General features: G+C 52.2%; 12 protein-coding genes. 10 read left to right on the top strand and 2 right to left on the bottom strand.

The genetic code is table 11. The annotated features are described in order from the left end of the window. A partial coding sequence (locus BN1115_RS14660; protein WP_042657735.1) for a CHC2 zinc finger domain-containing protein occupies window positions 1–919 on the bottom strand: 919 nt, incomplete at its 3' end. A 365-nt stretch (window positions 920–1284) separates the two neighbouring features. Here BN1115_RS14660 and BN1115_RS14665 point away from each other — a divergent pair. From BN1115_RS14665 to BN1115_RS14685, 5 genes are all read left to right on the top strand, one after another. Next, entirely contained in the window at window positions 1285–1629 is a 345-nt protein-coding gene (locus BN1115_RS14665; protein WP_042657736.1) for a hypothetical protein, read from the top strand. Window positions 1630–1887: 258 nt separating this feature from the next. Further along, a complete protein-coding gene (locus BN1115_RS14670) occupies window positions 1888–4563 on the top strand; it encodes a type I restriction-modification system subunit M (protein ID WP_042657757.1) in 2676 nt (891 codons plus the stop codon). After that, the gene (locus tag BN1115_RS14675; RefSeq protein ID WP_042657737.1) at window positions 4556–5800 is read left to right on the top strand and encodes a restriction endonuclease subunit S; all 1245 of its coding nucleotides are present in this window, start codon (window positions 4556–4558) and stop codon (window positions 5798–5800) included. Before BN1115_RS14670 ends, BN1115_RS14675 begins: the two co-directional genes overlap by 8 nt. A 112-nt stretch (window positions 5801–5912) precedes the next feature. Beyond that, window positions 5913–9206 carry a type I restriction endonuclease subunit R gene (locus BN1115_RS14680; protein ID WP_244152287.1) on the top strand — a complete coding sequence of 1098 codons (3294 nt, stop codon included), beginning with the start codon at window positions 5913–5915 and terminating at the stop codon, window positions 9204–9206. Beyond that, window positions 9206–9889 carry a M48 family metallopeptidase gene (locus BN1115_RS14685; protein ID WP_042657739.1) on the top strand — a complete coding sequence of 228 codons (684 nt, stop codon included), beginning with the start codon at window positions 9206–9208 and terminating at the stop codon, window positions 9887–9889. Before BN1115_RS14680 ends, BN1115_RS14685 begins: the two co-directional genes overlap by 1 nt. Window positions 9890–10106: 217 nt before the next feature. On the opposite strand, the gene BN1115_RS14690 is transcribed toward BN1115_RS14685, so the two are convergent. Next, window positions 10107–10484, bottom strand: coding sequence for a hypothetical protein (locus BN1115_RS14690; RefSeq protein ID WP_042657740.1), 378 nt, complete (start codon window positions 10482–10484; stop codon window positions 10107–10109). A gap of 257 nt (window positions 10485–10741) precedes the next feature. Here BN1115_RS14690 and radC point away from each other — a divergent pair, with 257 nt between their 5' ends. The 5 genes from radC to BN1115_RS14705 all read left to right on the top strand — a co-directional run bounded on the left by radC (window position 10742) and on the right by BN1115_RS14705 (window position 12664). Further along, a complete protein-coding gene (gene radC / locus BN1115_RS14695) occupies window positions 10742–11209 on the top strand; it encodes a RadC family protein (RefSeq protein ID WP_042657741.1) in 468 nt (155 codons plus the stop codon). Further along, complete coding sequence (locus BN1115_RS14700; protein ID WP_042657742.1) at window positions 11206–11574, top strand: DUF2787 family protein; 369 nt, start codon at window positions 11206–11208, stop codon at window positions 11572–11574. Before radC ends, BN1115_RS14700 begins: the two co-directional genes overlap by 4 nt. A 5-nt stretch (window positions 11575–11579) precedes the next feature. Beyond that, on the top strand, window positions 11580–11720 hold the full coding sequence (locus BN1115_RS22570) for a hypothetical protein (RefSeq protein WP_005324906.1): 141 nt from the start codon (window positions 11580–11582) through the stop codon (window positions 11718–11720). Then, window positions 11717–11860: a hypothetical protein gene (locus BN1115_RS22575; RefSeq protein WP_167335559.1), complete on the top strand. Its 144-nt coding sequence runs from the start codon at window positions 11717–11719 to the stop codon at window positions 11858–11860. The genes BN1115_RS22570 and BN1115_RS22575 overlap by 4 nt, the downstream gene beginning before the upstream one ends. Window positions 11861–12100: 240 nt before the next feature. Continuing rightward, window positions 12101–12664: a recombinase family protein gene (locus tag BN1115_RS14705; RefSeq protein ID WP_042657743.1), complete on the top strand. Its 564-nt coding sequence runs from the start codon at window positions 12101–12103 to the stop codon at window positions 12662–12664. Window positions 12665–12689 lie beyond the last annotated feature (25 nt).

Genomic DNA, 12689 nt, shown 5'->3' on the forward strand with positions numbered 1-12689 from the left:
ACCGGGGCGACCATCTATGTGTCTGTGACAGTGTCCCGATGGTGGCCAGCACAGGGCCCGGCCAACCTGCATCCACCAGCGACAGGCGGTCATTTTCCCCCTCTACCAGGGCGACAGGGCCGGGGGCATTCAGGCTCTCTTCTCCGTAGAACTGCACCCCGTTAAGCCAGTGCTGGCTCGGCAGCTGGAACTGATACTGCTTGTTTGGGTCCTTGAAAGTGAAGCGGCTGACTTGTCCGTTGCGGTCGAAGTGCGGGAACACATAGACGCCACTCGGGAAGAAGTCACGAAGCAGATCTGGGGCGTCGTTGCGAGGCTTGACCAGACCGGAGGCCAGTCGCTCTTCTTGGCTGAACCCTGCATCCTTCAGTGCCTTGTTCAGGCCACCTGAGAAGCCGATATCCAGCCCCACCAGCACCTCCTCAGAGTGACCACGCCGCTCCATCAGTTCGTCTACATCCAGACGGGACTGATAGTGACTAGCTGCGAGATTGAAGAGTTCTTGCAGGCGAGCAGGTGGGGCCATGTAGACCGGTTGCTCCAGCTTCACCACCTTGCGAACGGTCGGGGCGACTGACAGCTCGCCCAGCAGAAGCAAGCGGGCTGCATCAGCAGGGCTACGGGCTTTGTCGCACTTGACGACTAGATCGAGCACATCCCCATGTTCATCACAGCTAAAGCACTTAAACCTATCGTCGTCAGGATAGAGGGTGAAGCAATCATTATGGCCGCACAGTGGGCAACTGGCATCATCCAGTCGATAGGTGTTGGAGCCGACTTTCTTGACGTCTTGCCCGGTCAGGGCCGAGGCGACATCCATAATGGGGAACTGCTCTTTGACAGCAGCAAAGTCGATAGTCAGGGAGTGGCCTGCATCGGCCAAGGCAAACTCAAGGTCAACTTGTTGTGTTTGAGACATGGTGTCTCTCCTTCGATGACCGCAGCTGGAACTAAAATTAGGATGAGTGTGTTCCAAGCGGCGGTAATCAGGTCGGGTAATTGGCGCCCCCCGAGGGCTTATGGCGTGAGCCAAGGTGCGATGTGCGGGGGCGTCTGCCCGCCGACAACCCCGACTATACGGATCGGCGGAAGCAATACAACCCCTCTTTTTTCCTCCCCAAGACCCCATTTCGCGTTTTCGTTGTGAACAACGCAAAAACGGCTATTCATGAAATTTTCTCATGTATAAGCTTTGGCCTTTGTAGAGAGTAATATTACTTCGGAGGCTGCTATTGTTGCCGGTCTGTATGTGGTGCCAACGTTTTACGAGGATGAGGATAGCGTATGCCAAGGGATGATAAAAAGCAGGGACAGCTAACGGTGACTCAGAAGCAGGCGGTGACAGCGAAATTCGCATGCTTTGAGTTTGGATATCAAAAAGAAATCAGGGGAGCAGGTTCACCAGAGTCTTGCAGTCAGTTTATGTTCGATTATAACAGGGCTGATGTCCTTGAGCCTTTAGTGATTGGTCTGGCAAGTGGTGTAGTCGTTGGTGCTTTTGTTACGCTCGCCTGTACCTCCAGAGGGGATAAAGTATCTGAGCATGAAGCTCGAATGAGGGCTTTAACCGAGGAGCACGATGCTCTCAAAGCCCGTGTGCAACGCTTGACAATGGAAACGGGTAAGTAGCCGAAGTGCGGCTCGATGAACCAGCCAGGAATATTGTTCATCGAGCCAGTTGGATTTCAGGATAGAAATCATACAGGTTCATAGCTGCCAACATGAGGAGCGCCTCTTCAGAGGCACTCTGCCTACATCTACCCGCCTTCTCGGCAGATTCGATTTTCCTCAATCCCATCATCGTGGTAGGTTAACGCCAATTTTTGCAGTCACAGCCAGTCAGGCCACTTTGGTGCCGCCTGATGTTGGCTTATGGATCCCCGTATCATGGCTAAACTTACTCTCTCCAAACTATCCCGCGAGCTGTTCAAGGCTTGCGACATTCTGCGTGGCAAGATGGATGCCTCTGAGTACAAGGAGTACATCTTCGGCATTCTGTTCCTTAAACGGATGTCCGACCAATTCGACAAGGATTACGCCGATAAGGCTAAGCAGCTCAAGGCCGACGGGCTCGACGATGATGACATTCAGGATCTGTTGAGCGATGCCGACCTGTTCGACTTCTTTGTACCCAAAGCAGCCCACTGGAGCAGCCTCAAGCACCTGAAGGATAACGTCGGTTCAGGCCTCAACAAGGCGTTGGCGGCATTGGAGGAAGAGAACACCAGCAAAGGATTGGAAGGGGTTCTCAAGCACATCAACTTTAACCGTAAGGTTGGTAAAACACCGATCCCCGATGCCCGGTTGATCGAGTTTATCCAGCACTTTGACCAGATCCCGCTCTCCAACGATGACTTCGAGTTTCCCGATCTGCTGGGGGCTGCTTACGAATACCTGATCAAATATTTTGCTGACAGTGCGGGCAAGAAGGGTGGGGAGTTCTATACCCCGGCTGAAGTGGTTCGTTTGCTGGTCGAGATCCTGGAACCTCAGGAGAAGATGGAAATCTATGACCCCACCTGTGGTTCGGGTGGCATGTTGATCCAGAGCCGCAACTATGTTCAGGAGTCGGGTGGTAACGTCCGCAATCTGCACCTGTTTGGCCAAGAAGATAACGGCGGCACCTGGTCTATCTGCAAAATGAACATGATCCTGCACGGTTCAGGCGGGGCTGATATCGAGAATGGCGATACCCTTGCCAACCCTCTGCATCTGACCGAAGCCGGTGAAGTGCGGACCTTTGATCGGGTGATCGCCAACCCACCGTTCTCCCAGAACTACAAAAAGGCAGATATGAAGCTCAAGAGCCGCTTCGATGTCTTTATGCCGGAGGGGGGAAAGAAGGCAGACCTGATGTTCGTTCAGCATATGGTTGCATCGCTTAAGGCCAACGGCAAAATGGCCGTGGTGATGCCCCATGGTGTGCTGTTCCGGGGAGCTGAAGAGCGTGCTTGTCGCAAGCACTTTGTCGAGAAAGGTATTCTGGAAGCGGTCATTGGCCTTCCTGCCGGGCTGTTCTATGGCACGGGTATTCCGGCTTGCGTGTTGGTATTCAATAAATCTGGGGCAGAAGAGCGGGACTCTGTACTCTTTATCAATGCTGATAGGGAGTACCGCGAAGGAAAGGCCCAGAACAGTTTGCGACCGGAAGATATCGAAAAGATCACCCGTGTTTATCGCTCCTTGCTGGCGAACCCGGCTGATCCAGATATCGATGGGTATGCCAAGCGAGTTAGCGTAATCAAGCTGGCTGAAGAAGACTTCAACTTCAATATCCGCCGCTATGTCGACAACAGCCCAGCTCCTGAGCCGCAAGATGTGCGGGCCCATCTAAACGGTGGCATCCCTGCCGATGAGATCGCCGCACAAGCCAGCACGTGGCAGGACTATCCTGGTTTGCAGCAGAGTCTGTTTGTTCCAAGAGCTAACTGCGATCGTTATCTCGATTTTGTCGAGCAGTTTGAACCGTTGTCAGCCATCAAACCTCATATCGAGAAGTTCCCGGCGGTGCTGGAGAAACATTTGCAATTTCAGCAGGCTCTGGATAGCTGGTGGCAAAGCGAACTGCCTGCTTTTGCTGCTCTCGGTGATAACAAGTTAGGCGATAGCGGGGTCTTCTCGCTGCGTCGTAACGCCTTGAACACCATCGAGCAGCATCTGCTGCCAGTCAATCTGCTCGATACCTACAAGGTACGGGGGGCGTTGGCTGATTGGTTCAAGTCGCTGGAAGCCGATCTCAAGTCGGTGGCTGCCAGCGGCTGGAACGCCGAGTTGATTCCGGATGAAGTGCTGTTTGCCAGCCAGTGCAGCGATATCATCAAAGATTTGGCCGATAAGCAGACCCGTATCAACGAGCTGCAAGCCTGCTTCGATGCCGCTGAAGAGGAGGAGTACGAGCCTTCCGACGACAACCCGGTACTCCCCGCTGCCTATGCCAGCCAACTGAAAGAGGAACTGAAAGAGCGTAAAGCCTTGGTGGCGACCTGTGTGCAGCAATTGAAGTATCAGATTAAGGATGCTTTTACCGAGGTTAAGCTTGCTGCGGCAGTGCCCAAGGGCAGCAAAGCCAGTGATTATCAGCAGGGGCTGACTGCCAAGGAACAGAACTTTGCGGTCTCTTCGCAGATCCTGGCGCTGGCGGCAGAACATGGTCTGACCCTGAGCAACCAGACGCTGATCTCGCGTATCGCTACTCAAGGCGAGCAGGCCGTGCGGCGGGTGAGCGAGATCGAACAGGTGTTGGCTGCCGATAAAGCGGCGGAGGGTGAACTCAAAACCCTCAAGGCGGAGATCAAGGAGACCGAACTGCGACGGGATCAACTGCTGCAGGCTGCTCGCCAGTCTATTACCCCTGACGAGGCCAAGAGCCTTATCCTGGCTCGCTTTAAGAGCGAATTGGATTCCAACTATCAGGGCTATGTGCGTGCCCTGCAGTTGGGGCGGATTGCCGCCATTGAAAATCTACATCGCAAATATCAGGTGACGGCCAAGGCAATCACTGAGCTGCGTAACGATGCGGCTCAAACGCTGGCTAAGTACCTAAAGGAGCTGGGGTATGAATAATGAGCATCTGCCTGTTGGATGGATAGAAAAACCACTTGGCAAGCTGGTTACTTTCCAAAAGGGGAAAAAAACGGAAACCAGTGATACATGGCAGACTGGATACCTCCGTTATTTGGGGGCATCAGGTTTACAAGGACTGGAAGATGGGTATGCAGCAACATCGGGGGCCGTGCTTGCTGGAGCAAAAGACTTGCTCATGTTGTGGGATGGCGAACGCTCAGGCTTAGTTGGTTGTGGGCAAGTGGGAGTAGTTGCATCGACGGTTGCAAAAATGGCTCCAAATGATGATATTTTGCCAGAGTATCTCTACTACTTTCTTGATCTTCATTTTGCCTGGATACAGGCAAGAAGAACTGGAACCGGTGTACCTCATGTCCCAAAAGATTTGGGGAGAATTCTATCTGTACGTTATCCCAGTGATAAGGACAGGCAGAAAAAAGTGGTGGATATTCTTCAAAGTATTGACATGATCATCCATAACACGCAGAAGCAGATCAATAAGTTATCTGTTACGAAGCAGGGGATGATGGCAGATCTGTTCAGCCGTGGGATTGATCCTGCGAGTGGCAAGCTTCGCCCCAGCGTTCATGATGCACCTGAGCTCTACATTGATTCAATTTTGGGGCCGATTCCATGTGGGTGGAACGTTAATAGATTTGATTTAATCGCTGAAGTCATAGACCCTAATCCTAGTCATAGGTACCCAGACAGTATTAAGTTCGGTGGTGTTCCTATTGCGTCAACGGAGAATTTTGATGGCGATGATGAGTTCGAGCTTTCTAAATGTAAGCATATTTCAGAAGCTGAGTTTAATAAGCAGCTAGAGAGATGTAATTACCAGTGCGATGATGTGATATTTGCCCGTAAAGGACGTATTGGTTTTGCACGTAAATACGGTATGGCCAAAAAGGCTTTCTCACATACGTTAGTGGTTATGAAAGCAAAGGCAGGTATTGAACCTAGTTATTTGTTGTGGTTGGTAAGAAGTGAACAGTTCCTATCCTCTATAGATTTTGAAATGAATAGTAATAGTGGTGTTCCTACATTGGGTATTGATGTAATTAAGAGAATCCCATCACCCATGCCAAGCGAGGCTGAACAGGGTTTGATTGCAAGAGTATTGGATCAGTTAAATGAATTGCTGTCTAAGGAAAAGAAGACGCTTAGACAGTTGCACTTAAAAAAAGCGGGCTTGATGCGAGATCTGCTAACCGGTAAGGTGCCAGTCAGCGTCTAGCGATAACAATAAGATAGCGATATGAGGCTGGTTGTTGGCCTCGATTGAAGGGAGAGTACGGATGTCGGAGTACCTGGAGGTTGAAAAGCCGCTGTTGGACCAGTTGGCGGTGATGGGTTGGGAAGTGCATGATTTGGGACAGGGTGTGCCCAAAGATCCGGCTACCAGCTTTCGCTCCTCATTCCGGCAGATGGTACTCCCCGATACCTTTAAAAAGGCGGTGGATCGCATCAACACCACCGAGGATGGCCAGCACTGGCTGACCGATAGCCAACTTGAGACGTTGCTCGGTGATGTCACCGATTTCGGCACCCATAAGCTCCTGGAGGCCAACGAGACCTTTTTGCAGCGTCTCTACAAGTGGCAGCTTGACCGCAATGAAGTGACCGGCGAGGCCGACCCGGTGGTCAAGCTGATCGACTTCGATAACTGGCAGAACAACACCTTTACCGCCATTAATCAGTTTCGCATAGATACCCCTGGCCACAGCAAAGAGCATATCCGCCCCGATATCGTGCTGTTCGTCAATGGCATGCCCTTGGTGGTGATTGAGTGCAAGCTGCTGGCTGACTATTGCTCCGACCCCATGGCTGAGGGGATTAATCAGCTGCGGCGATTCGCCGATCTGCGAGAGCCTGAGCACAGCAAGCTACGGGAAGGTGAGCCCGCCCTCTTTTACACCAATCAGCTGATGATCAGCACCTATGGTGACGATTGCCGTTTCGGCAGCCTCACTTCGACCGAGGAGTACTATTTCAACTGGAAGACCATCTATCCGGATGAAGAGCCCTATGTTGCTCTTGAGGTCGGTCGCCATCGTCCTCAAGAGCAGTTGGTGCAGGGGATGCTAAAGCCAGAGCGACTGCTCGACATTACCCGCAGCTTTACCTTGTTTATGGATACGGGTGGTGCCCGAGTTAAGGTGATCTGCCGCTATCAGCAATATCGGGCTGTGCTCAAGATCATCGAGCGTATGCGGCAGGGAGATACCGGGTTGCGACGCTCCGGGGTGGTATGGCATACCCAGGGCAGCGGCAAGAGCCTGACCATGGTGTTTCTGGTTCGTCGACTGCGTCGTTGTTCCCAGTTGAAGCGCTACAAGGTCTTGATGGTCAACGATCGCACTGATCTTGAGGAGCAGTTGACGGAAACGGCGGTGCTCACTGACGAAAAGGTGATTGAGATTAGCAGTACCGAAGAGGCCAAGAGCCAGCTCGCCAATGACAGCTCCAACCTCAATATGGTGATGATCCACAAGTTTCGTGAGCATGATAGCCGTTTCCTGCCTGAATCGGTCAAAAAGAAGCTCGACCTTGACTATGCTGCCGCTCAAGCCAGTGGTGACGAGGACAAGATCGAAGAGGTCAGTGCCGATTATCAGACCGAGATTGTTCGACATCAGCCCTTTGGTGTGATCAGTAACCGGGAAGAGGTGCTGATCCTGATTGATGAAGCTCACCGTACCCAGCGTAGCGGCAAGGATAGGGCCAGCCTCTCAGATAATCTCTTTGACGCCTTTCCCAAGGCTACACGTATCGCGTTTACCGGCACGCCACTGATCGCCGAGCATCATACTGCTCCGACCTGGAAGCGGTTCGGCACCAGTCAGGAACATGCTTATATCGACAAGTACAAACTGCAAGATGCGGTAGATGATGGGGCTACCCTGCAGATCCTCTACGAGGGAAAGACTGCCGATAGTGCCATCAACGATAAGTCTGGTTTCGATACAAAGTTCGAAGACCTGTTCAAAGATCGCTCCGAGGCTGAGCTATTGGCTATCCGCCGCAAGTATGGGGCGGAAGGGGATATTCTGGAGGCCAAGGCCCGTATTGAGGCCATTGCCAGAGATTTGGTAAAACACTACCTTCGCAATATTTTGCCATCCGGTTTCAAGGCTCAGGTTGTCTGCTCTTCCAAATTGGCAGCTATCCGTTATCAGGAAGCGATTGACAAGGCTCTGGCCGAAGAGATTGCTGCTTACGAAAAACAGCCGCCCTCGTCAGTAAGCCATGAGTGGTTGGCTCGACTCAAGTTCCTCAAGACTGCAGTGGTTATCTCTTCGGATGGCACTAACGAGTCGGCTGCATTTATTCAGGCTCGCAAGCAGGCTAACGAGCTCAATGCGGTTGAGAGTTTCAAGAAAAAATTTGACGAGGCCAATCCCAATACGGGTGTCGCGTTCCTGATCGTTTGTGACATGCTACTTACCGGCTTCGATGCCCCCATCGAACAGGTGATGTACCTGGACAAAAAGTTGCGGGAACACAACCTGTTGCAAACCATTGCGAGGGTAAACCGAACCGCCAAGGAGAAGACTCGTGGCTACATCGTCGATTACATCGGTTTGGCCCATCATCTGCACGAAGCTCTCGCTATGTACTCACAGGATGATCGAAACGATATCCTGAACAGTTTGCAGAGTATCGATAGTGAACTGCCGGTACTTGAGAGCCGTTATCGCCGCTTGCTACAACTTTTTACCGATGCTGACGTTCAACAAATTGAAGCCATGGTGATGCAAAAGCTGGGGCCAGATGAACATTATCAGGTGCAGTTGAATGCTATCGAAGTGTTGGAAGACCCCAGACGGCGGGACAGTTTCAACGTATTCCTGAAAAAATTTTTGCAGAGTATGGATATCGTCATGCCAAGCGCTCTGGCTAATCCATACAAGATCCCCATGTACCAGTTTGTCCACATTCAGGCGAAGGCGAAGCAGCGTTATAAAGACGAGACCATGAGCTTTAGCGGGGTGGGCGAGAAGATCCGCAAGCTTATAGACGAACACCTGATCAGCCTAGGCATAAACCCCAAGATCAAGCCCATGGAGCTGTTTAGCGACAGCTTTATGACCCAGAACGCCCAAGAGCCTGACTTGAAGGCTCAAGCCAGCGAAATGGAACATGCCATCCGTAAGCACTGCAAGGTAAATGCGGAAGATGACCCGGTTTTCTTCAAAAAGATGAGCGAGAAGCTGGAGGAGATCATCAAGAAGCACGCTGGCAACTGGGAGCAGATGATGCTTGAGCTGGCTGCTTTGCGTAAAGATGTGTTGGCGGGGCGAGGTCCCGATGCCAAAGTCGAAGATCCCTTCTTTGATTTGATCGTCAGTATCGCCTTTACTGGTGGCAATTTGACTGAGTATGTGGAGCAGGTGAAAGCATGCCTCGACAAGATCATGGAATTGCTGAATGAGAATATCGGCAATCTGGATTTTTGGGAAAGGGCCGATCTGGTATCGGACCTGAAAGGGCAAATCAAGAAAGAGCTGTTTCTCAGCAGAGTACCGCAGTTGAAATCTCAACGAGAACAGCTGGCGGTTGAGGTTGTTGCTCTGGCTCGTCGTCGAAGTGCCGAGGTATTGGGCATGAGCCATATGGCAGACAGTAGTGAGTCGATTTGATGCTCTGTTACAAAGACATCCAGTACCGGCTCAAGCAGAGCAAACGCAAGACGACCAGCATCTTTATTGAGCGAGACGGCAGCGTGTCAGTGTTGGCTCCAGAAGGATATGATGCCGAAAAAATCGAGCAGATCCTGGAGCAGAAGCGTAGCTGGATTTATCGTAATCTGGCCGAGTGGGAAGACCTTAACCGAACTCATGTCGAGCGTCAGTTTGTCAGTGGTGAAGGGTTCCCCTATCTAGGCAGCAACTATCGCCTCAAGCTGGTGGATGATCAGCAGGAAGACCTGATCCTCAAGAATGGTTACTTCTTGATGAGGCGTGACAGAGCTGATCGGGGAATGGAGCTGTTCAAACACTTCTATCGCAATAAGGGATTGGCCAGGGTAACAAAGCGAGTTGCCTATTACGCTCCCAAACTTGGAGTAGACTACCGGACAGTCAGAGTGATGGAGCTGCAGCATCACTGGGCTTCCTGTTCGACCAAGGGGGATCTGAATTTCCACTGGCGTTGCCTGATGGCACCGCTGTCTGTGCTGGATTACATCGTTGTGCATGAATTGGCCCATCGGCTCCACCGCAACCATAACGCTGCATTCTGGGATGCTGTCGATAAGGTGCTGCCGGATTACCAGAAGCAAGTCTCCTGGCTGAAACACAATGGGGCAGGGATGACGCTTTAGATGCACCTATCGCCCGGAAAAGGGGATACACAGAGCCATAGGGGGCGACTAAGAGCAGCCATTCTGCTGAAATTTTGGCATTTTTAAGAACTTTTTCTACGAAATTTCATACAGAAAAAGTTCTATAAACAGATGAAATTTCAGCAGATTGAACATCCGAAATGGCCCCCTTGCCTTTGACAGCGGGCAAAAGGGCCAGATCCAAAATCAGCAGATATTAGCTTTGCGGGTTCCGCAGGGGACGCCAAACGAATTCTGATAGTTCTTTCGGATTCTCGGGGGGGAGGGCTATAGAGTTATCAGGCTCGAATCCTCGTTCGTACATCATGTCTATGATCGAGTAGCAGGTGCGTTCACCTTGAGTATCGGTAAAGGTGCCATCGTGACGTTGAATAAAGTTGGGGGTAACATTTTCACCAACGGTAGACACTGGCCAAGCTTCTATGACGACTTCACCTTGCACTGTTTCGTATGATTTGGTCAGGAAGCCGATTAACGGGTGACGCTCGAGAACTACATCACAGGCTTCCGATGTTTGGATGTCAAAGTAGGCAAATTCATTGGGCTGAGCGGGGATGAATTGGGTGACAGACAAGGGTCTCTCCTTATACACAAGCTGTTGATATTAAGCTAAAAACATTTAGCTTTGGTGATGTGCCCCAATGGCAGGGATTGGCGAAAACATACCTTGCTATGAAGAGCAAAACCGTGACTTTTATCTAAAAATTTTTAAGGGGGCTGACCAATAAAGGTCCTGCTTGCTCTACTTATACCCGCCTGAAACTCATTCAATAGTCTTGTACATCCTTGGCATAAGTAACTCGTGTACCCAAACGACGCGAGGTTACTGTTATGTCACACAACTACGGCGATCATCCTGGACAGGGCGATCACATCATCAATCAGGCATTGGCCATTTTGGAGAGTCGACAGCGGCATCTGGGCCAAGCCTTCACCCAGCCCCAAGCGGCAGCAGACTTCCTTCGGCTCAAGATGGGGGAGTACGAGCGGGAAGTGTTCGCCGTCATGCTGCTCGACAATCAACATCGACTGCTCGATTACCAGGAGCTGTTCTTCGGCACCATCAATGCGGGCACCGTTCACCCCCGTGAGGTGGTCAAGGCGGCTCTCAACAGAAACGCCGCAGCGGTCATTCTGGCCCACAACCATCCCTCCGGTATGGTCGACCCTTCAGATGCAGACAAAGCGATTACCACTCGTCTCAAGGAGCTGCTCGAGATGGTAGACGTGCGAGTGCTCGACCACTTTGTGGTGGGACAGCACGACATCGTCTCGTTTGCCGACAGGGGGCTGCTATGACCCCATCCAAACCGCTACAGGCTCTGTTCACCAAGGTCACCGGCAGTTACCCCGATGCCACTGCCCTGACCCTCAACTTCCGCAGTCCCGATTATTCCGCTGACACGGGGGGTTACCGTCCGGTCGAAATCCGTCTGGAAAAACGGGCTGGTAGCTGGGGGATGGCCTACGTCACCGAGTTCACTTACCTCGGTGGCGAGCTGGTCAAGGATCTTGATTTTGACTTCAACGCCGGGCTGGCCTCCCAGCTCTGGTGTGGAGAGCGGCCGCTGGCCACCACCATGGACCTCTACCGGCTCTGGGAGAGGAACTTTCTCGACTATCACCGGATGGAGGTCTACCGCCTGAAGATAACCCCTGAGTAATCGAAATGAACGACTTCACGAAAGCCCTGCTGCTGGACGCTTTGAAAGCAGCCCTGACGGCGTTCGCGTCTGTCATCGTCAACGCGATGATGGCCCGCTACATGCCGCCACACTTCTACAACATGAACGAAGAGGACTACCCATGAACAAAATGATCCTGACCTCGGTGACTCTGGTTGCCATTGCAGGGGGAACCCTGATGATCCGCCTCATCGCCCGTGACAAGGCTCATGCCGAGGAGCTGGCCAAGGTATTGCGGATGCAGGGCGGGGCGACGCGTCATTGAGATCCCCCGGTCGGCACCCTGCATGACCAATAGATAGAGCAGCCAGAGCATCTGGTTGACTACCCCTGCGGGCCCTCCATCACGGAGTGGCCCGTTTTCATTTGTATCACTGGCACAGGTCAATAGACCAAGCCCGTGTGACGCGAGCGAAAGTGCCACTTTTTGCCGGTCATATGGGTTCCTTTCGACCTTCTGACCGGTCGCGTCAGTGTACCTTGCCCTATTGACCAGGAGGAGACTATGGCACTGGTGGGATATGCACGTGTCAGCACTGTGGGGCAGAGCCTGGATGCCCAGCTTCAGGCACTGGCCGAGTGCAGCAAGATATTCCAGGAGAAAGTGAGCGGGGCCAAAGATGACCGCCCTCAGCTCTCGTTGATGCTGGATTTTGTTCGTGAGGGAGACGTGGTGATGGTGACCAAGTTGGATCGTTTGGCTCGCAACACTCGTCACCTGTTGGAGATCTCGGAGTACCTGCACGCTAAGCGGGTTGCTCTGAGGATTTTGAATCTGGGTATCGATACCTCGACACCTACCGGAAAACTGATGCTGACCATGATCGGTGCCATCGCCACGTTTGAGCGGGAGCTGATGCTGGAGCGTCAGGCAGAAGGGATTGCAATGGCAAAACAGCGTGGGGTCTACAAAGGTCGCAAGCCGACTGCTATGGCTAAAGGGGAGGAGGTGCTGTCACTTGCTGAACGGGGACTAGCTAAGGCCGAAATCGCACGCCGGACGGGGATCAGTCTCTCCAGCGTGCAGAGGATCTTACGTGGGATGGAGGTAAATTCAATGGAATCATAGGCATGTAGGACAATGTCCACTCTCA

The sequence above is a fragment of the Aeromonas allosaccharophila genome (assembly GCF_000819685.1).
GTDB lineage: Bacteria > Pseudomonadota > Gammaproteobacteria > Enterobacterales > Aeromonadaceae > Aeromonas > Aeromonas allosaccharophila.

What these genes read in the sequence shown, in the direction of transcription:
- BN1115_RS14700 (WP_042657742.1), top strand. Translation starts at nt 11,206, where the DNA reads ATGACCCCATCCAAACCGCTACAGGCTCTGTTCACCAAGGTCACCGGC.
- BN1115_RS14685 (WP_042657739.1), top strand. Translation starts at nt 9,206, where the DNA reads ATGCTCTGTTACAAAGACATCCAGTACCGGCTCAAGCAGAGCAAACGC.
- radC (WP_042657741.1), top strand. Translation starts at nt 10,742, where the DNA reads ATGTCACACAACTACGGCGATCATCCTGGACAGGGCGATCACATCATC.
- BN1115_RS14665 (WP_042657736.1), top strand. Translation starts at nt 1,285, where the DNA reads ATGCCAAGGGATGATAAAAAGCAGGGACAGCTAACGGTGACTCAGAAG.
- BN1115_RS14670 (WP_042657757.1), top strand. Translation starts at nt 1,888, where the DNA reads ATGGCTAAACTTACTCTCTCCAAACTATCCCGCGAGCTGTTCAAGGCT.
- BN1115_RS14675 (WP_042657737.1), top strand. Translation starts at nt 4,556, where the DNA reads ATGAATAATGAGCATCTGCCTGTTGGATGGATAGAAAAACCACTTGGC.
- BN1115_RS22575 (WP_167335559.1), top strand. Translation starts at nt 11,717, where the DNA reads ATGAACAAAATGATCCTGACCTCGGTGACTCTGGTTGCCATTGCAGGG.
- BN1115_RS22570 (WP_005324906.1), top strand. Translation starts at nt 11,580, where the DNA reads ATGAACGACTTCACGAAAGCCCTGCTGCTGGACGCTTTGAAAGCAGCC.
- BN1115_RS14680 (WP_244152287.1), top strand. Translation starts at nt 5,913, where the DNA reads ATGGGTTGGGAAGTGCATGATTTGGGACAGGGTGTGCCCAAAGATCCG.
- BN1115_RS14705 (WP_042657743.1), top strand. Translation starts at nt 12,101, where the DNA reads ATGGCACTGGTGGGATATGCACGTGTCAGCACTGTGGGGCAGAGCCTG.